Genomic DNA, 19,199 nt, shown 5'->3' on the forward strand with positions numbered 1-19,199 from the left:
CTCTTTCATCCGTTAAGTTCCTTAACTAATCGGATACCCCGCTTTGCGTCGCTGAACCGCCAGCGCCAGCCAGGACGCCGCGGCGGCGGAAAAGGCGAGTTTCTGCGCGGTTCCGATGCTCTCGGTGGGAAGCAGGACACCGCCGACATATCGACCGATGAATCCGGTTTCGGGCAGGGGAGCCATTCCGGCGCGCTGTCGCGCCCACGCCTCCAGCGAGGTCAGCGGACACTGCAATCGCAGTCCCACCACGCCGACGCCCCAGCACACGCTAAGCACGTGCACCCAGAGTGTGCGCCGCCAGCGCAGTGCCAGAAAGCCGCCGCTGGGCAGATAGACCAGATACGCCAGGTGCGCGCCTGCGGTCGCGACGACCACGGTGGAATATGCCTTCCTCATCGCTGATTCACACTAGCGCGCAGCGTTCGCGACCCGGCGCACACGACCATTTAGCTGCGCAGACATCTCGCATGCGACAAACCTCGATGAGTGACGCCACGGTTGCGTTCGAGGGCTCAGGGAAGCGAATACACCAGATGATCTCGGGAAGTCAGTTACACCTGATACCGGGTGCACCGCACGGCTGCTGCACCAGCCACGCCCCCCAGTTCAACCGGGCCTGCTCAGTTTTGCGGCGAAGTAGTGCCCGCTCGCACTGCGTAACGGCGTTCGGCGTAGTCCATGTCGTCCCGCCACAGTCGGTGGGCGGCATGGCGCATCAGCGGTGTGATCAGCGCAGCGGCATTGAGCGCCATTTTGAATCCGGGCCGCGGGGACTGCGCGACGACGGCTTCGATGACGGCGACGCGGGGCCGGCCGTCGGGTCCCGGACCGATCGGGGTCGCGTGGGTTTCGACCACGCTCCCGGCGCCTTCGCCCTCGACGATGCGCATCACGATGGTGCGTGCTTCCGGACAGGTGAACTCCGCGATCGTGGGAACGCCCAGCCGGCCGACGCGGAAGGTCACCGAGACGACGAAGCGGTCGTCCTCCTCGGTGGGTGTGGTGAGCACCTCGAGCCGCGCGAACGAATACGGGTGAAACCAGCTGCCGTGCCATGGGTCGAGGCGGTTGGCGATCACGTCGCACGGCTCGCAGACGCCTTCAACACGCGTGACGGCCGCCAGGGTGTCGGCGGTCGGCCGCTCGGGCAGCACGGGCGTATCCAGGGGCGTCTCGCCCCCGGCCGAATCGAGTCGCACCCACGCCAGCACGCCGTCGTCATAACTGGGCAGCGGGGCCCACCCGAGCTTGCATTTCTTGCCGTCGAGCGCCAAACCGTGCCAACGGCACCACAGGATGCCGTCGGAGACGATGCCGGTGGCCAGGTCAGCGCCGAGGTGTGGGCACGCTCCCGGACCGACCCGCAGTTGCCCAAGCCGGTCCCGCCAGGCGACCAGTTCGACGCCCGCGACGCGGGTGCCGAACGGGCGGCCGGTACGCACGTGGCGGCTGGCCGCGAAGACATACCAGTTGCCGGTGGGCCGGCGCTGGGATCGATCCAGGGCCGCGTCGATGATCGCCGGCTGGGCCTGACCGTAGGTCGGTCGTTGCTTGGACCATATCTCGGGTGAAACCACCTGCAATGGCCAGTCTTTCGGCCACCGACGACGGATCCGGTCGATCCCGCTCATCGCCGCACCTGCCGTTGCCGCGCGGCCAGTGTGCGCAATAGTGCGGACCGGCCGCGAACCGGAACGGTGTACAGGTCATGGCCGGCCACCCCCCACCCGCCCAGTAGGTGATTGGCGGCAGCCCAACCGGTGGTGGCCGCGCGTTCCATCAATGCCACCGGCAGGTCTACCCGGATCCCGTCACCGGCGAGCGCCAGGCCGGGCTGCGGCGTGGCGACCGTGGGGCGGCGAGTGTAGGTGCCCGGGGTGAACAGTGGGCAATCGCTGCGCTGCAGCACCCGCTGGTGCATCACCTTTGCCGCCGCGGTCTCGGGGTAGAGCTTGTGCAGCTGCGCCACACCGTCGTCACTCGTTGTGCTGGAATCCATTGCGTAGGAATGCAACTCGACCACCGATCCGCCGCTGTGGGCGGCCCATACGGCGGCCTCCCGCTCATAGCGCTCGAGCACGCTGATGTTGTCCAGCGGTTGATGATCCGCGGTCCCGAGGAAGGGGGCGCGGGTCTGGTCGACGGGACGGTCGAGCCACAGGCGGTGTACCAAAAACGGCGGAGCGGTGCGCAAGCGTCCTATCTGGCCGCGCCAGGAATCGTTGCCGAGTCCGGGCGACGCCGCCACGATGCGCTGCAGTCCACCGACGTCGACGGCAAGCACCACGGCGTCCGTCTCGATAAGGTCACCGTCCTCGATCTGCACCCGAAAGCCGGTCGAGCCAGCCGGGTCGATCCGCTGCACCGGGGCGCCGATGCGGAACGTGACGCCACGATCACCGAGATAGTCGCGTAGCGGATTCCACAGGCTCTCATTGAAATTCGCGTTCGCCACATCGAAGATCAGCCCTTCGCTGGAGCCCAGGAAATAGATATGGAACATTGTCGCGAGCTCACCGGCTGACAGCTGCGACGGCTCGGCGAAGAAGCTGCGACTGAACACCTCGAAGGCGAGATGACGCGCGGACTCCGGGAAATTGATGCTTTTCAGGAAGGTCTCTGCGTCCACATGGTCCAGCTGGTGGTAGATGTCGGGCACCGACACCGCGGCCAGCGGCGCGGCGGCTTTGGCGTCGATGCGCACCAGATCGGAGAGTCGGAAGGTCGGGCTGCGCAAGGCGAACGCCAGCGCATTCAGCGGTGGGGTTCGGGGCAGCCCCCGGAAACTGTCGCGCCGGCCCGCGCCATCGATCAACGGGTAGTCGGTGACAGGGGTCAGCATCCGCAGCTGCGGATCGACGCGGCGCAACAGGTTTCGCAGGTTGTAGTACTGGCGGAAGAATGCGTGAAATCCGCGGTTCATCGCGAGCTCGGCGCCGTCATGCCGCTCGGTCCAGCCGCCGACCCGTCCGCCGAGATAGCGTTCCTTCTCCACGACATCGACTGCGACACCCCGCTCGGCGAGGCCGGCGGCGGCCGCCAGACCGGCGATGCCGGCGCCGACCACCACCACCCGCGGCGGCGAGGACAGTGCGGTGGTATCGGCCAAACCCGGCGAGGCCGGCAGTCGGTGCCGTCGGCGGTCGGTCATGGTGATGCTTTCCCCTCAGGCCCTACGGGCGCCTCGGGCGCACGGCCGATGAAGGTGTGCACGATGTTGCGTTCCCAACCCGGCACCGTCTCGCTGCGCACGTCGGTGAAGCCGGCATCAATCATCCGTTGGCGGAAACGAGCGGCTCCGTCGAAGGACAGCACACTGCGCCACAGGTGCCGGTACAAGGTGGTGCTGCGGGTCCGCCACCATCCGGCGGGAATGATGATGCCCCAGCACACCCCGTGCCAGATGCGCTGCGCGACAGGCGAATCGCGAACGGAGTACTCATGCACGGCCAGTGTCGCGCCCGGCCGCAGCAGCGTCGTGAAGGTGCGCAGCTGGGCGTCCGGATTCGCGAGGTTGCGCAGCAGATATGCCGCCAGGATGCCGTCGAACGGTCCGGTGATGCCGTGTTCGTGCAGATCCTCGATGCGGGTGTGCACGAATCGGACCGACTCCGGCCACGATTTCGCCTGCGCCGCATGCAGCATGCCGGCCGCCGCGTCGACGGCGACGATCTCCGCCTCCGGCGCCGCCTGCACCAGCGCCGCGGTCGATGCGCCAGTGCCGCAGCCGGCGTCGAGCAGCCGCAGGCCGCGGCCGCGATCTGGAAGGTCCATCCGTGACACCGATAGCCGCAGGTTGGCGTGGTAGCCCGGATTGGCGCCCACCAACTGGTCGTAGGCGTCGGCGCCTACGTCAAACGCTTCCGGCACGTCACTGCGGGCAAGACCGGACTTCTTCATGCCGACCTGCCCACACGCTGGCGCTCCCATCCCAGCAGCACCCCGGTGACCAGGGCGAAGCCGAACAGGAAGTCTTCGACGGGAATGTCGAACGGGAACCGCAGGCCGCTGGTGTGCCGCTCGTTGTAGATGACGATGGGCGCGCTGAGCTTGGTCAGCCAACCGTCGACGGGAATTTGGAAACCCAGCACAATGACCATGGACAGCCAATAAGCCGGCCGCCGGAACAGCCCGGTGTGCAGCACGGCGAACTCCAGCGCGCACACGGCCAGCACGGCGATCACCGCGGGTAGCGTGTATCCAAGCCCGGTCATCGCCGTCTGCTCCAGTCCAGAATCGTGCTCACTGCGTTGTAGGTCAGCAGCCCGCACACCGGGATCACCACGAAGAACAGCACTTCTTCGATGGGTATGTGCGGGGGAATCTCGATGCCGGTCAGATAATTTCCGTCGTAGGTCCATACCTTGGCTGCGATCGCCACCGCGTCCCACACCAGGAATATCGCCGCGACCGGTAGCAGCGCCCGAAGGGCCCGACGAGCCTGGCGGTAGACCCCGTTGCCGAAGATCTCCAACGGAGCTGTGATTGCCAAGCACAAGCCGAGCACAATCAAATACTGCCAGCGATCGTTCACGCCGCGCCAGCCTGTCGGCGGACCCGCCATGATCGGAACAACGCACCACCGGCCACCTGCAGACGGCGCGTGGTCCCCACCGTGGCGCGTTGACTGAACACCGAGAAGTCGCTGCTCTCAATGCAATCCAGGATCTCCGAGTACAGGGTCAGCGCGGTTGCCACGCAGGGCCGTGACCGCGGTGCCAACAAAGAGATCCCGTCGGCGGCGAAACGATAGATCTCCCTGACCGTTTCGTGCTGAGCGGCCAGCGCGTTGCGGACCCTGGCGTCGGTGCGGCGATGAGTGTGACACCACATCAGCAGCTCCCGGTCGACGCCGTAGGCCGCGAGTTCATCGGCCGGCAGATAGATGCGATTGCGCAACAGGTCCTCGTCGATGTCCCGCAGGAAATTGGTGAGCTGGAACGCGCGGCCCAGTGCGGCGGCATACGGCGCCGCTTCCTCCGTGTCTCCGACGGTACCCAGCACTGGAAGCATCTGCAGTCCAATGACTTCCGCCGAGCCACGCATGTACCGGTTGAGCGCGATCCGGTCCGGATAGTCGGTGACGGTGAGGTCCATCCGCATCGAGGTAAGGAAATCCTCGAACAGGTCGCCCGCAATGCAATAACGCGAGATGGTGTGATGGACCGCCGCCAGCACCGGCTCGTCGAAATGTGCTCCGCCGGCGAAGAACCGATCGGACAACTCCTGCAGTCGATTCGCCCGGTCGTCGACGTCCAGACTCGGGTCGAGCTCATCGAGGATGTCGTCGGCGTGCCGGGCGAACGCATACAGGGCATGAACGGCCGGACGCTGGTCGGGGGCGAGCAACCTGGTGGCCAGGAAGTACGTGCGACCGTGTTCCGCCGCGATCTTGCGGCAGCGGCGATACGCGGTGCGCAACCGCGGGTCGTCAATGCCGGCGGCGTCAAGTTCGGTGCGGATCATGGCAGTCGGGCTTTCATATCGATACGGGTGGCGGACCGGTCCACCGCTCCGGTGATGCGGTCGGCGGCCAGCCGGCCCGATATGAGCGTGGTCGGCACCCCCACACCCGGGACGGTGGACGAGCCGGTCAATACGGCGTTCTCGATGCCGCGCACCATGTTCGCCGGCCGGAACGGCCCGGTCTGGGCGAAGGTGTGCGCCAGCGCAAACGGGCTGCCGGCGGCCATCCCCTGGCGGGCCCAGTCGGCGGGAGTGTCCACGTGCAGCACTTCGACGTCGTCACCCAAGCCGGGCAGCAGGCGATCCTGGACCGCTTCGATCATCGTCTGGGTGTACGGCTCAGTGGTGGTGGACCAGTCGATTTGGCGGCGCGACAGGTTGGGTGCCGGCGCCAGCACATAGAGCAGGTCACGGCCCGCCGGAGCAAGGCTGGGGTCCCCAGCCGTGGGGCGCGTCACGAGCAACGAGGGATCCCGCATGAGCTGCCCGTCGCGGATGATGTCGGTGAAGGTGTGCTCCCACGCATCGCCGAACAGGATGGTGTGGTGCGCCTGCGGTTGCGTCGCGGCCCGGCAGCCGGCGTGCAGCACCACCGCCGAGGGCGCGGCACGCATCCGCAATGGCCGCCTCGGTCGCCGGCCCAGCAGTTCGTAGGTGCGTGGTAGCTCGGTGCTCAACACCACCGCGTCGCAGCCGACGCGCTGGCCGTCCGCGGTGACCACGGCGGTGATCCGTGCGCCGTCGCGCTCCAGGGCGGTGACGGTGGATCGGTAGCGGAACCGCACGCCGGCGTCTTCGGCCGCCGCCGCCAGCGCATCGGGCAGCGCCCGGACGCCGCCGCGCGGAAAGAACACCCCCGACACGGTGTCCATGTAGGCGATCACCGCGTAGACCGCCAGGGCGTGCTGCGGGGCGACTCCTGCGTAGAGGGACTGGAAAGTGAAGACCCGCCGCAGCCGCGGATCGCCGATGTAACGCCGGACCATCGTGTCCCAGCGCCGGAACCCGCCGATGGCAGCGAGCCGGCCCAACTGCGGGGTGAGCATCGACAGCGGCGAGTCGAAGTTCGACGCGATGAAGCCGTCGAACTCGGTGCGGTAGAGCCGGGCCAGCCAGTTGCGCAGCTCTCGGTAGCCGGCGGCCTCCTGCGCTCCACTGAATTCCCTTACCGCTTCGGCCATTCGGTCGGCGTCGGTGTGGACGTCGATGCTGCTGCCGTCGGCGAACATCGCCCGGTAGGCCGGTTCAACCGGCAACAACTCCATGCGCTGACTGGATGTCTCACCGACGGCGGCGAACGCCTCGTCGATGAGGTCAGGCATGGTCAGCACCGTGGGACCGGTGTCGATGGAGTAACCGTTGATGTCACGGCGACCCGCACGTCCGCCCGGCCACGGTTCCCGTTCCACCACGGTGACCTCGCGACCGCGGCCGGCCAGGTGCAACGCCGCGGCGAGCCCAGCAAATCCGGCGCCGACAACCACAACGTGATCGCTTCTGCCCTGCACCGTGCGCATCAGTGCCACACCCCCGCGTTCATGCGGCGCGCCGAGTGCATACGCCCGCCATATCCGCCAGCGCGGCCTTGATCACCATGTCGATTCCGCTGGCTTCCAACGCTTTTTGCGCGATGTCCACCCGCTCGGTGATGAGCTCCTCGATCCACTGCACCGCGCCGGTGGCGAAGATCAGGCCGCGCCAGTGGTCGAGTGCGTCATCGTCGAGCGTCTCGGCGGTGATCAATTCGCCGAATTCGCGCCGAGTCGACGCGTCGGCCATTTCGTAGGCGGCGACCACCACGCTGGTGGCCTTGCGCTCTAGCAGGTCTCCACCGTTGGGCTTGCCGGTGGCCGCCGGTGAGCCGAAGATGCCCAAGATGTCGTCGCGGAGCTGGAAGGCCTCGCCGACCGCGGACCCGTAGTTCCCGAGCCGAGACAGCGTGGACTCGTCGCAACCCGCCATCGCCGCACCGATCTCCAGCGGCCGGCGGACGGTGTAGTTGCCCGACTTCATCCGGGCCACCCCGAGCACCGCCTCTAGCGTCGGCAGATTTCGCAAATCCAGTGTGAGATCAGCGAATTGACCCACCGCTAGCTCGGTGCGCATGGCGTCGTACCGGGGCCAGGCCCGCTGTAGCTGATGCGGTTTGAGGCCGCAGTTGCGCAGTAGCTGCTCGGCCCAGATCAGGCAGAGGTCACCAAGCAGGATCGCGGCTGATTCCCCGAACCGGCGCGAGGAGCCCGACATGCCGTGCCGCCGATGCCAGTCGGCGAACTGCACGTGTGCGGCGGGACGCCCGCGGCGCGACGGCGAATCGTCCATCACGTCGTCTTGGAGCAGGGCGAAGGTGTGCAGCAATTCCAAACTGGCGGTCGCGGACAGGGCAGCGTCGCTCGGTGGCGCGCCGCACATCCACCCCAGGTACATGAAGGTAGACCGCAAGCACTTACCGCCTTCGACGAACTTCAGCAGGATCTCTCCGGCCACGTCCACGCCACAGTCCAGCAACTCGTCGGCGCAACGGGCGGAAACGAACTCTGCGATCTCGGCCAGCACCGAGCGTCGCAAGCCCTCTCGCCATGAGTCGAATTGGTCTGGGGAGGTCAGATAAGCAGCACTTGCCCGCGGGGCACCGAGGCGGACCCTCGGAAACTCGTGCACAGCCCCCACCGAAGCCCCCCTCGGAATTTGTGTCAGCGAATGGGTCAACCGCTGACCCGAACGGCCCAGATCCACGCCGTCTACCCCCTCCAAACGAAAACAAACCACCGACCCGAGTAGTACCCACCGCGGGAACTATCTTCACTTAATTAATCGTTAATTTACTGAATGATCCTGTGGGTCGCCACTCCGAGGTGCGGTTTGAGCGGGTACCGCCCGGGCGCTGTCTGCCCAGCAGCAGGCGGTCCGTCTGGTCAGCATTGCGCGTCCCCGCGGCTGAGCTAGGTGTTTTCTGGCTCGCAGAACGGGAACCCGGCGCCGGTGAAGGTTTCAGATCTGGTCGCTTTGCCCTTCCAGTGGGGTTCAGCAATCCGCGGCAAAAGGTTCTTCCATCCGATCGGCGTGGTGGCAGAGGGTTCGATCGAGCGGATCGCTCCGAAGGACAGGGGATTGCCGATCCCGTCGTCCGATGTGGTTGCCCGGTTTTCCAAGGCGACCGGCACCCCCGCGGCGTTGCCGGACTTCATCGGCCTGGCGATCAGAGTGCCGTCGGGACCCGCGCAGTCCCAACCCTGGGACGTTCTGCTGGTCTCCGCCGGTTCGGGGATCCTGACCCGGGCGCTTGCGCTGCGTCCGGTCACATCTTGGAGCGGACCGAACTTGACCACGCTGATGCCGCTGAACTACGGCGGAAACAAGTGGTGGCTGCGGGCCCGCATCGAAACCCCGATCGACGGAACCGGTGTATCGCTCGACAACGTGCGCGAGCGAATCAGCCACGGCGGCGTGGAAGTAGCGATCGAACAGGCCCGCGGCAGTGCCGATTTCGAGAAGCTGGCCCGAATGAGGCTGGACCGGGTGGTGGACCTGGGACCGGGCGAGGATGTCTCGTTCGACCCGGTGCTCAACACCGCTCCCGGGGTCAAGCTGTATCCCGGGTGGCTGGCCGATCTGCGGGCGAGTGCATACGCGCGCAGCCGCGACGGGCGCGACGCAGACGATTCGGGCGACGCCCAGTGACCAAACGGATCGTCGTCACCGGTGCCAGCGGCAATCTGGGCACGGCGGTGCTGCAGCGGCTCGGGGACGACGACGCCGAGTACGAGATCGTCGGTATCGCTCGCCGTGAGCCGCCGCAAGAAGACGTGTACCGGCGTGCGGACTGGCATCAGCTTGATGTCGTAGAGGACGGCGCGGAAGGCAAGCTGCACAACATTTTTCGCGAGGCCGATTGCGTCGTGCACCTGGCCTGGGGGTTCCAGCCCACCCGCAACATCCGTTATCTGTACGACGTCGGCATCCGCGGGACTTCGGCGGTCCTGCGTGCTGCCCACAGTGCGGACGTGCCGCACCTGGTGCACATGTCCTCGCTGGGCACCTACGCGGCCGGGCGGTACGGGGAGAAGGTCGACGAGTCATGGTCGACGGACGGGCTGGGCACCTCGGTCTACAGCAGGTCCAAGGCCGCGGCGGAGAAGCTGCTCGACGACTACGAGGGTAAGCATCCCGATGGCGTCGGCATCACTCGGCTGCGGCCCGGCCTGATCCTGCAGCGCAAGGCCGCGGCCGGTCTACGGCGATACACGCTGCCTGCTTACATCGATCCGGCATGGTTGCGCTGGCTACCGGTGCTGCCGGTGGACCGCTCGCTGACCGTGTCCATGATCCACGCCGACGACGTCGCAGACGCCTGCGTGCGGGTGATCGAGAGACGCGCCCTGGGGCCGTTCAATCTCGCCGCCGAACCGCCGGTGACTCGCGACGATGTCGCCAAGATCCTCGGCGCCAAGCCCATTCACGTTCCTGCGGCGCTGCTTGGGCCGCTGGTACAGGCGTCCTGGCTGGCGCGACTGCAGCCAATCGACCGCGGCTGGTTCGACATGGCCTTCGCGGCACCGCTGCTCAGTACCGAGCGGGCCCGCCGTGAGCTGGAGTGGTCACCGCGCCGGTCTGCACTGGAAGCGCTGGAAGAACTGATCGACGGTCTGGTGCACGATACGGGCACACCGAGTCCGGTCCTGCGGCCGCGTTCCTTCCGCACCGCCATCATGCGCAACCTGTCGCGTGGCCCGGTCACCACCAGACAGGTCCCGTAAGCGACTGCCGCTCGAATCGGTCGAAGATCTCCACCGAGCGTCACGCGAGTGTGGCATTCGACGCCCAACGTCACCCCAGCGTGACGCTCGGCGCGCTGCGCAAGGGATCGACAAGATCAGCCGGCGCTTTAATCCTGTTGGCTGCGGCCGAGTAGGTGGCGCAGGGCCGACTCGAGGTCGGGCCGGCGGAATTGGTGTCCGGCCGCGACCAGTCGCGCGGGACTCACCCGCTGATTGGCCAGGGCCAGTTCGCGGGCGCCCTGCTCACCGAGCAGGACCCGCGGGCCCAGCGGGGGCACCGGCAAAACCGCCGGCCGGCGCACCACCCGAGCCAGCGTGCTGGTGTATTCGCTGTTGCGGACCGGTTGGGGCGCAACGGCATTCACCGGGCCGGACAGGTCGGTGTCCCACAGCCCGCGGTGATAGACGTCGATCAGGTCGTCGATCCCGATCCAGGAGAACCACTGCCGGCCGTCCCCTAGCGGGCCGCCCAGTCCGGCGGTGAAAAGTGGCCGCATCAACCGCAGGGTCCCGCCGCGCGGGGACTGCACGATGCCGGTGCGCACCAGCACCACACGTGCTCCCGCCTGCTCGGCCGGGGTGGTCGCATCCTCCCAGTCGGCGACGACGTCGGCGAGAAATCCGTCGCCCCGGTCGCTACCTTCTGTCAGCGGCTCGTCGCCGCGGTCGTATCCGTAGTAGCCGATCGCCGACGCCGAGATGAGCACCGCGATACCGGTGCGCGCCACCAGTTCGGCAAGCCGGCGGGTCGGGTCGATTCTGCTGTCGCGGATCGTCTTTCGATGCTTGTCTGTGAATCGGCCGGCGATGGAGGCGCCGGCCAGGTGGATGACCACGTCCACACCATTCAGCAGGTCCGGGTCGGGGTCGGCCGGATTCCACCGTCGCTGGTCCGGCCCTTGAGCCACGCCGCGCACCAGGCGGATGATGCGATGGCCACCCGTGCTCAGGAAGGCGGTCAACGCGGTGCCGACGAGTCCCGACGAACCCGTCACCGCCACCGTGGATGGCCGCAGACCGTGCCGGTCTGCGCGGGCGTGCGCGGCGAGATCATCGGCCAACTGACGGTGCCGGTAGGCGAACATGGCGCGCAACGCCGATGCCGGCACCGTGGTCTCGACCCGGTCGATAACCCGCGTCTTGTTCGCGCTGATCTCCTCGAAGTCATGCGTGTGCCGCCAGCGGGCGACCAGGCGCGGCGGCAGCGACGCCAACCCGTCGCTGCTGATGGCATCGGCGAAACACCTTGGTGGATCATAGGAATCGGGTTGGTGCTGGGCGATCCAGCGCAGGCCGCCGGGTAGTGCGAGGATGGCGCGGCCGTCCTCGAGCGATTCGGCCTCGGCGATCAAGCGCATCGGCGACCACGGCGGGGAGAGCCGATTGAACGCACCGGGTCTGGCGTACCAGGCGAACACCTCGTCGCGCGGGGCGTCGATCACGCTGGAATAGTTGATCCCCATCCCATGACGTTACCGGGCCGGCAGCGCGTGCTCGACGATGGGCAACCGCGGTAGCGGTTGGCGTTCACCGCGCTTGGCCGCCAGATAGACCTGCGCGGTTTCGTTTGCAATGGTCTGCCAGTCGAAGTCGGAGGTGAGCCGCTTGCGGGCGGCGCGGGCACGCCGTTGGGCGGCGGCGGGGTCGTCGAGCACCGTGCGCACCGCGGCGGCCAGCGCGGCCACGTCGCGCGGCGGACACGACACCCCGGTGACGCCGTTGATCACCGCCTCACCCAGCCCGCCGATATTCGACGTCACCAGCGGGATGCCGGCGGCGGCGGCCTCGAGTGCGGCAAGCCCGAACGGCTCGTAGTGACTGGGCAGCACGGCCGCGTCGGCCCGATGCAGCAACTCGAGCAGTTCGGCGTGCTCGCAGTGACCGGCAAACCGGATTGCCTTGAGCACCTTGTGTTTACGGGCCTGCTCGACCAGCCATTCCTGCTGAGTGCCGTCGCCGGCGATGGTCAGCGTGGTGCCTGGGTGGGTGCGGCGAATTCGCGGCAACGCCGCAATGGCGTCGTGCACGCCCTTCTCGTATTCCAGCCGACCGACATAGAGCAACTCGGCCGGCCCGGTGCGGGTGCGGCGATCGGCGAATGGCCAGCGTTCCGCATGGATACCGTTGGGAATCACCGTGGTCGCGGACAAGGCGGGCCCGAACAGCTCGTTGATCTCCTCGCTCATCGAAACCGAACAGGCGATGAGCGAATCGGATTCACGCACCAACCACGACTCGACGGCGTGCACCTGACGGCTGATGGGGCCGCTGACCCAGCCCGAGTGCCGACCGGCTTCGGTGGCGTGGATGGTGGAGACCAGCGGCACGTCGTAGTGCTGGGCCAGCGCGACCGCGGGATGGGCCACCAGCCAATCGTGGGCGTGTACCACGTCTGGGCGCCAAATGCGTTCGCCGTCAGACTGTTTCAAGCAGAGGCCGGCGCGGGTCATGGCGTGTCCCATGGCCAGCGTCCAGGCCATCATGTCGGCGGTGAAGGTGAACTCGTGCGGGTCGTGCGCGGCCGCGATCACCCGCACGCCCTCGCTGACTCCCTCGGACGTCGGATGGGTGCCGGCATCGGTGCCGGTGGGGTGACGGGACAACACCACGACGTCGTGCCCGGCTGCGGCCAGGGCAGTCGACAGATGGTGCACATGCCGGCCGAGGCCGCCGATGACCACCGGCGGGTACTCCCACGAGACCATCAGAATCTTCATGCGCCCGCCCCTTCGCTGTGCGAGGGTGCGCGCAATGCCGCCGTGCGCGGCGTGTCGCCGTACCAACACGCACGCTCGCGACGAGAGGGGGACCAAAAGGAGCTAGCCGTGGCGGACGCGGCGGAGTTCACCGGGGCAACCTGCGGGCATCGAGGGCGCCGAACAGGCCGTCGGCCCGGTTCCACCCGTCGGCCAGGCGCTGCGCGGCGTCGCGCCGGCCCGACGCCAGCGTGCCGGCAATCTCCCGGGTGGCGTGCGCGTGCAGATGGGCCCGGTAGCGGGCGTAGTCGGCGGCAGAGTCCTTGCTGACCATGAACGGCCAGTCGCTGGACACGGTCAACAGCGTCTCGCGCAGGATCTGGTCGGCGACGTGATCGCGGGGGATGGGCCCGTCCAGCGACGCCGTCTGGGCCAGGGCCTTGTCGACAGTGGACAGTGCGGTGTCGACCACCTCGGCGTTGAGCTGCACCAGATCGGCCACCTGCTCGCCGTTCCACACCTGCCAGTCTTTGCCGGAACCCCATGAGCTGGGCGGCAATTCGACCGGTGAGCCGACGAATCCGGCGGCCATGGCGTCGTTGAGCGTGCCGATCTGAACGCCCGCGGCTGGCAGCGCCCGCAGTACCCGCGCCAGCCAAGTAGGCCCCTCGTACCACCAGTGCCCGAACAACTCGGTGTCGAACGCGGCGACGACGTGGGCCGGACGGCCGATCCGCTCGGACTCCGACAGCAGCCGATTGCGCACCACGTCGACGAAGTCGGCGACATGCATGTCGACCGCGCGGTCGGCACGTTCGGGGTCATACGGCGCCTTGCCCTCCGACGCGACGCCGCGGCCGGTGACCCGGGCCGGCTTCAAGCCGGTGAGGTGGTCGTAGGTGTGGAAATCGCGGTAGGCGGCATGTCCGGGATACCCCGACTTGGGCGACCACACGCGGTAGCTCACCTGCAGGTCCCGCCCGAACGCAACCACGTCGCTGTCGCTGACGGGTCGGCCGAGCGCGGTATCACCGTGCAGCGAGGGGCCGTCGACCATGAAGTGACTCACGCCGGCGGCCGCGTACTCGGTTTCCAGGCCGGGGGCATAGGCGCACTCGGGCGCCCAGATGCCGGTGGGGCGCTGGGCCATCCGCAGCCGGGCGTCGGCCAGACCTTCGCGCAGCGCGAACTCCCGCAGTCGCGGGTTCAGCAACGGTTGGAACGGATGGGCCAACGGGCCGCCGAGCAACTCCACCGTGCCGGCGTCGATCAGCCCGCGTAGCAGCGGGCTGCCGCCATGCCGCCACAGGGTGGCGAAATCCTCCAGCGCCTGCTCGGCCTCCGCGGACTCGCGAACACCGAAGGCCCGCAACGCTTCCGGCGTGCACGACAGGTAGCCGGCCGATTTGGAACGCGGCACGGACCGCACGCTGGCGGCCTCGCCCGCGCGCAGCCGCCAGTTGGCCAGCCAGTGGTACATGCCGTCGAGGCAGTACGGGTCGTCGAGTTGGGCGTTGACCACCGGTGTCATCCCGAGGGTGATCAGGCCGCGGCGATCCTCCTCGGCCAGCTCACGAAGCACCTGAAACAACGGCAGATAGGACGCCGACCACGACTGGTAGAGCCATTCCTCGCCGACCGGCCACCGGCCGTGGTGGGCCAGCCACGGCAGATGCGTGTGCAGCACCAGGGTGAACATGCCCGGTACCCGGTCCCGCCCGGCGGCGAAGGTGTTCAAGCGCGCACCGCGATCGCAACTAGATCGAGGCTGTCGTCGATGTGGCGCTCGCCGCCTGCCCGCACGAGATCGAAGTCGGCGGTAGTGACCGCGGCGACGTCGGCCACCAGCTCGGGCGGCCAGGGCGCATCGGCGACCGCCCGCTCGATCTGCGCGTCGATGATGGAGCCGCCATGGCGGGCATCCATCTCCTGCAAGCGTGACCCGTGGAACAGCCCGGACATGGCGACTTCACCGAAGCCGCCGTCCACCAGCAGTTCGGTCAGCTCGTCAGCGTTGAGTTCGCGGGTGTGGAAGGGGTTGATCGGGGTGTCCCGGCCGGGGGAGAAGGTGATCCGGTTTGGAGTGGACATCATCAGCAGTCCGCCCGGCCGCAGCACCCGTGCGCACTCGCGGACGAACTGGCCCTGGTCCCACAGGTGCTCGATGACCTGGAAATTGACCACCACGTCCACCGACGCGTCGGGCAGCGGCAGCTCGGCGAGGTTTGCCCGCATCACCTCCACCCGGGGGTAGCGGGCCCGGACATGGGCCACCGCGGACTCGTCGTAGTCCACCGCAATCACCCGTTGGGCGACTCCGGCGATCAAATCGGCGCCGTAACCTTCGCCACATCCGGCCTCGAGCACCTCGCGGCCCGCGCAGCGCGGCGCCAGACGCTCGTACACCACTTCGTGCCGGCGGAACCAATAGTTCTCAATGTCCAGGTCGGGGATGGTGCGCTCGCCCGTGAGCGTCAATACCGCGGCAGCCTCCGCCGAAGAATCGGCGGGGATCCGGTCGGGTCCGTCGGGGGCGAATGCGCTCATTGCTAAGGCAGGCTAATGCCTAGCGCCCGATTCGCGAACCGGGCAGCCGATCCAGGCGAAAGAATGCCCAGCACTACCCGCTATGGTGTGATGGCAGACCGCAAAAAGTTACCGCCTAGTAACATGCCTGTGCGGTCGCATAAACGCGTGACCTCAGTCCCGCAGCCAACGCTGTGGGACTCCGTCAAGGAGGACGAACCACACTTATGACGAACATCGTGGTCCTGATCAAGCAGGTCCCAGACACCTGGTCGGAACGCAAGCTTTCCGACGGCGATTTCACGCTGGACCGCGAGGCCGCCGACGCGGTCCTGGACGAGATCAACGAGCGCGCCGTCGAAGAGGCGCTGCAAATCCGCGAGCGCGAGGGCGGCGAGGGAACGGTGACCGTGCTGACCGCGGGCCCCGAACGTGCCACCGAGGCGATCCGCAAGGCCCTGTCCATGGGCGCCGACAAGGCCGTCCACCTCAAGGACGACGGCCTGCACGGTTCCTGTGTCGTGCAAACTGCGTGGGCCCTGGCCCGTGCGCTGGGCACCATCGAGGGAACCGAGCTGGTCATCGCCGGTAACGAGGCCACCGACGGCTCCGGTGGCGCAGTGCCGGCGATCATCGCCGAGTACCTGGGCCTGCCGCAGCTAACCCACGTGCGCAAGCTGTCCGTCGAGGGTGGCAAGGTCACGGCCGAGCGGGAAACCGACGACGGCGTCTTCGCCCTCGAGGCCACGCTGCCCGCGGTGGTCAGCGTCAACGAGAAGATCAACGAGCCGCGTTTCCCGTCGTTCAAGGGCATCATGGCCGCCAAGAAGAAGGAAGTGACCGTCCTAACCCTGGCCGAGATCGGCGTCGAGAGCGACGAGGTCGGCCTGGAGAACGCGGGTTCGACGGTGCTGTCCTCCACGCCCAAGCCGCCGAAGACGGCCGGCGAGAAGGTCACCGACGAGGGCGAGGGCGGCAGCCAGATCGCTCAGTACCTGGTGTCCCAGAAGATCATCTGAGCGAACTCCCGACTAGAGAGCAGATAACCCATGGCTGAAGTACTGGTTCTCGTTGAGCAAGCTGAAGGTGCCCTCAAGAAGGTCACCTCTGAACTGATCACCGCCGCACGCGCGCTGGGCGAACCCGCCGCTGTCGTGATTGGCGCCCCCGGCACGGCCGAGCCGCTGATCGACGGGCTGAAGGCGGCCGGTGCCGCGAAGATCTACGTCGCCGAGTCCGACGTCGTCGACAACTACCTGATCACCCCTTATGTGGACGTGCTGGCGGCGCTGGCCGAGGAGTCGACCCCGGCCGCGGTGCTGCTGTCCGCCAACGCCGATGGCAAGGAGATCGCCGGCCGGCTCGCAGCCCGGATCGGTTCGGGCCTGCTGGTCGACGTCGTCGAGGTCAAAGAGGGCAACAAGGCCGTGCACTCCATCTTCGGTGGTGCGTTCACCGTCGAGGCGCAGGCCAACGGCGACACGCCGGTGATCACGGTCCGTGCCGGTGCAGTTGACGCCGAGCCGGCCGACGGTGCCGGGGAGGTCGTCAACATCGAGGTGCCCGAGCCCGCCGAGAACGCGACCAAGGTCACCTCGCGCGAGCCGGCGGTTGCCGGTGACCGCCCGGAGCTCACCGAGGCCACCGTGGTGGTGTCCGGTGGTCGCGGTGTGGGCAGCGCGGAGAACTTCAGCGTCGTCGAGGAACTGGCCGACTCGCTGGGTGCCGCGGTCGGGGCGTCGCGTGCGGCGGTCGACTCCGGCTACTACCCGGGCCAATTCCAGGTCGGTCAGACCGGCAAGACCGTGTCCCCGCAGCTCTACATCGCGCTGGGCATCTCCGGGGCGATTCAGCACCGCGCCGGGATGCAGACCTCGAAGACCATCATCGCGGTCAACAAGGACGAGGAAGCGCCGATCTTCGAGATTGCCGACTACGGGGTGGTGGGCGACCTGTTCAAGGTCGCGCCGCAGCTGACCGAGGCAATCAAGGCGCGCAAGGGCTGATTTAGCCCCCGCGAGCAGACGCTTAAGCACCCGACACGCCGTGCGTGCGGGTGCTTAAGCGTCTGCTCGCGCATACTTGCCGCGCCCTCATTTCGTCATCTGGCGTGCACCGACATGTCAGCACGCCGATGCCGACTGGCTCACCGACTGCGTCACGTTGGTGGCATGAGCATCGCTTCTGTCCTCATACCCAGCGAGAAACCACGCGGCCCGGTAACCAACGATGCACCCGGGCCGCACTACTCCCTCCTGCTGTCCACCGACGAGGCCCTCATCGAAGCGGCGCAACGGCTGCGCTACGACGTCTTCAGCAGCACTCCCGGATTCGTCCTGCCCGCCGCCGTCGACGGCCGCGACGCCGACCGGTTCGACGAGTACTGCGACCACCTGCTGGTGCGCGACGACGACACCGGTGAACTGGTGGGCTGCTACCGGATGTTGCCGCCCTCCGGCGCCATTGCCGCCGGCGGCCTTTATACCGCAACGGAATTCGACGTTCGCGCCTTCGACACCCTGCGCCCGTCGCTAGTGGAGATGGGCCGGGCCGCGGTACGCGAAGGGCACCGCAACGGCGCTGTGGTGCTGCTGATGTGGGCTGGCATCCTGGCCTACCTGGACCGCTGCGACTACGAATACGTGACCGGATGTGTCTCGGTGCCGATCGGCGGCGACTCGACCGGCCAGGCACCGGGCAGCCGGGTCCGCGGGGTGCGCGACTTTGTGCTGAACCGGCACCGCGCGGACTACCGGGTGCACCCGCGCCGGCCCGTCCGCATCGACGGCAAGAGCCTGGACGAGATCCCGGCGCCCAAGCGGCCGGAGGTCCCGGCCCTGCTGCGTGGCTACCTGCGCCTAGGCGCACAGGTCTGCGGCGAGCCGGCCCACGATCCCGACTTCGGCGTCGGCGACTTCTGCGTGCTGCTGGCCAAACATCACGCCAACACCCGATATCTCGAGCGGCTGCGCTCGGTTGCGGCGGCCTCGGCGCTGTGAACACGGCCGGGCACTCCTGGCTGCCCCGCGCCTCCTGCGACGCCGAGTGCGTGCGGATAGCCGAAAGCGCTGGGGCGCAACCATTTCAGACGGCACTGCGGGTGTTGTTTCGGGTCATCTGTGCGTTGTTGCTGGCGCCGGGAATACCGTTGCTAGGGGTGCCGCTGCCCGGTAGTACCCGGGTGCAGCGCACCTACTGCCGGTTGGTGCTGCGTTGTTTCGGAGTGCGAATCAAGGTGTCCGGCAACCCAATTCGTAACTTGCGCGGTGTGCTGGTGGTGAGCAGCCACACGTCCTGGCTGGACGCCTTCGCCATCGGCGCGGTGCTGCCGGGGTCCTTCGTCGCCCGCGCCGACATGTGTACGGCCGGGCCGGTCGGGATCCTGGCCCGGATCCTGCGGGTCATCCCGATCGAACGGTCCAGCCTGCGACGGCTGCCGGACGTGGTGGACGCGGTGGCCCGCCGCCTGCGCGCGGGGCAGACGGTCGTTGCGTTCCCCGAGGGCACGACCTGGTGTGGCCTGGCGTCGGGCCGCTTTTACCCGGCCATGTTTCAGGCCGCGATTGATTCCGGCCGCCCGGTTCAGCCACTTCGGTTGAGCTATCACCACGCCGACGGCAGCGTGTCGACGGCGCCCGCATATGTCGGCGACGACACCCTGGGTCGGTCGGTCAGCCGGTTGCTGCGGGTGCGGCGCACGGTGGTTTCGCTACGGGTGGAGTCACTGCAG

At 67.7% G+C, this 19,199-nt stretch carries 19 protein-coding genes; 6 read left to right on the plus strand and 13 right to left on the minus strand.

Annotation, left to right across the window (positions count from 1 at the left end):
* Window positions 1-21: 21 nt before the first annotated feature.
* The 9 genes from BN972_RS06790 to BN972_RS06830 all read right to left on the minus strand — a co-directional run bounded on the left by BN972_RS06790 (window position 22) and on the right by BN972_RS06830 (window position 8,130).
* Entirely contained in the window at window positions 22-399 is a 378-nt protein-coding gene (locus BN972_RS06790; protein WP_036354327.1) for a DUF2784 domain-containing protein, read from the minus strand.
* Window positions 400-623: 224 nt separating this feature from the next.
* Window positions 624-1,634, minus strand: a complete 1,011-nt coding sequence (locus tag BN972_RS06795; RefSeq protein ID WP_036354330.1) for a DUF5914 domain-containing protein — start codon at window positions 1,632-1,634, stop codon at window positions 624-626.
* The gene (locus BN972_RS06800) at window positions 1,631-3,154 is read right to left on the minus strand and encodes an FAD-dependent oxidoreductase (RefSeq protein ID WP_036354333.1); all 1,524 of its coding nucleotides are present in this window, start codon (window positions 3,152-3,154) and stop codon (window positions 1,631-1,633) included. Before BN972_RS06800 ends, BN972_RS06795 begins: the two co-directional genes overlap by 4 nt.
* Window positions 3,151-3,903: a class I SAM-dependent methyltransferase gene (locus BN972_RS06805; protein ID WP_036354335.1), complete on the minus strand. Its 753-nt coding sequence runs from the start codon at window positions 3,901-3,903 to the stop codon at window positions 3,151-3,153. Before BN972_RS06805 ends, BN972_RS06800 begins: the two co-directional genes overlap by 4 nt.
* Window positions 3,900-4,217 (minus strand): lycopene cyclase domain-containing protein, encoded by a 318-nt coding sequence (locus BN972_RS06810; protein WP_036354338.1) that lies wholly within the window; start codon window positions 4,215-4,217, stop codon window positions 3,900-3,902. Before BN972_RS06810 ends, BN972_RS06805 begins: the two co-directional genes overlap by 4 nt.
* Window positions 4,214-4,537, minus strand: a complete 324-nt coding sequence (locus tag BN972_RS06815; RefSeq protein WP_036356812.1) for a lycopene cyclase domain-containing protein — start codon at window positions 4,535-4,537, stop codon at window positions 4,214-4,216. The genes BN972_RS06810 and BN972_RS06815 overlap by 4 nt, the downstream gene beginning before the upstream one ends.
* Window positions 4,534-5,469, minus strand: a complete 936-nt coding sequence (locus BN972_RS06820; protein ID WP_036354341.1) for a phytoene/squalene synthase family protein — start codon at window positions 5,467-5,469, stop codon at window positions 4,534-4,536. The genes BN972_RS06815 and BN972_RS06820 overlap by 4 nt, the downstream gene beginning before the upstream one ends.
* Complete coding sequence (gene crtI / locus BN972_RS06825; protein WP_036356815.1) at window positions 5,466-6,986, minus strand: phytoene desaturase family protein; 1,521 nt, start codon at window positions 6,984-6,986, stop codon at window positions 5,466-5,468. Before crtI ends, BN972_RS06820 begins: the two co-directional genes overlap by 4 nt.
* Window positions 6,987-7,005: 19 nt before the next feature.
* Entirely contained in the window at window positions 7,006-8,130 is a 1,125-nt protein-coding gene (locus tag BN972_RS06830; protein ID WP_099051005.1) for a polyprenyl synthetase family protein, read from the minus strand.
* Between the two features lie 321 nt (window positions 8,131-8,451).
* Here BN972_RS06830 and BN972_RS06835 point away from each other — a divergent pair, with 321 nt between their 5' ends.
* Together BN972_RS06835 and BN972_RS06840 are read left to right on the plus strand one after the other, a co-directional pair.
* The gene (locus BN972_RS06835; protein ID WP_036354343.1) at window positions 8,452-9,150 is read left to right on the plus strand and encodes a hypothetical protein; all 699 of its coding nucleotides are present in this window, start codon (window positions 8,452-8,454) and stop codon (window positions 9,148-9,150) included.
* Window positions 9,147-10,226, plus strand: coding sequence for an NAD-dependent epimerase/dehydratase family protein (locus BN972_RS06840; RefSeq protein WP_036354346.1), 1,080 nt, complete (start codon window positions 9,147-9,149; stop codon window positions 10,224-10,226). The genes BN972_RS06835 and BN972_RS06840 overlap by 4 nt, the downstream gene beginning before the upstream one ends.
* 128 nt (window positions 10,227-10,354) lie before the next feature.
* On the opposite strand, the gene BN972_RS06845 is transcribed toward BN972_RS06840, so the two are convergent.
* From BN972_RS06845 to BN972_RS06860, 4 genes are all read right to left on the minus strand, one after another.
* Window positions 10,355-11,710, minus strand: a complete 1,356-nt coding sequence (locus BN972_RS06845; protein WP_036354350.1) for a TIGR01777 family oxidoreductase — start codon at window positions 11,708-11,710, stop codon at window positions 10,355-10,357.
* Between the two features lie 9 nt (window positions 11,711-11,719).
* Complete coding sequence (locus BN972_RS06850) at window positions 11,720-12,964, minus strand: glycosyltransferase family 4 protein (RefSeq protein ID WP_036354353.1); 1,245 nt, start codon at window positions 12,962-12,964, stop codon at window positions 11,720-11,722.
* Window positions 12,965-13,091: 127 nt separating this feature from the next.
* The gene (locus BN972_RS06855; RefSeq protein WP_051545315.1) at window positions 13,092-14,642 is read right to left on the minus strand and encodes a 1,4-alpha-glucan branching protein domain-containing protein; all 1,551 of its coding nucleotides are present in this window, start codon (window positions 14,640-14,642) and stop codon (window positions 13,092-13,094) included.
* Between the two features lie 35 nt (window positions 14,643-14,677).
* Window positions 14,678-15,490, minus strand: a complete 813-nt coding sequence (locus BN972_RS06860; RefSeq protein WP_036354359.1) for a class I SAM-dependent methyltransferase — start codon at window positions 15,488-15,490, stop codon at window positions 14,678-14,680.
* A 206-nt stretch (window positions 15,491-15,696) separates the two neighbouring features.
* Here BN972_RS06860 and BN972_RS06865 point away from each other — a divergent pair, with 206 nt between their 5' ends.
* From BN972_RS06865 to BN972_RS29495, 4 genes are all read left to right on the plus strand, one after another.
* A complete protein-coding gene (locus tag BN972_RS06865; RefSeq protein ID WP_036354362.1) occupies window positions 15,697-16,488 on the plus strand; it encodes an electron transfer flavoprotein subunit beta/FixA family protein in 792 nt (263 codons plus the stop codon).
* Window positions 16,489-16,518: 30 nt separating this feature from the next.
* Window positions 16,519-17,475: an electron transfer flavoprotein subunit alpha/FixB family protein gene (locus BN972_RS06870; RefSeq protein ID WP_036354364.1), complete on the plus strand. Its 957-nt coding sequence runs from the start codon at window positions 16,519-16,521 to the stop codon at window positions 17,473-17,475.
* 165 nt (window positions 17,476-17,640) lie between these two features.
* Window positions 17,641-18,468, plus strand: a complete 828-nt coding sequence (locus tag BN972_RS06875; RefSeq protein ID WP_036354367.1) for a GNAT family N-acetyltransferase — start codon at window positions 17,641-17,643, stop codon at window positions 18,466-18,468.
* Window positions 18,465-19,199: lysophospholipid acyltransferase family protein (locus tag BN972_RS29495; protein WP_036356822.1), on the plus strand; the 735-nt coding region annotated here is incomplete at its 3' end. The genes BN972_RS06875 and BN972_RS29495, both read left to right, overlap by 4 nt.

Origin of the sequence: Mycobacterium asiaticum DSM 44297, from assembly GCF_000613245.1 — a bacterium.
Lineage (GTDB): Bacteria > Actinomycetota > Actinomycetes > Mycobacteriales > Mycobacteriaceae > Mycobacterium > Mycobacterium asiaticum.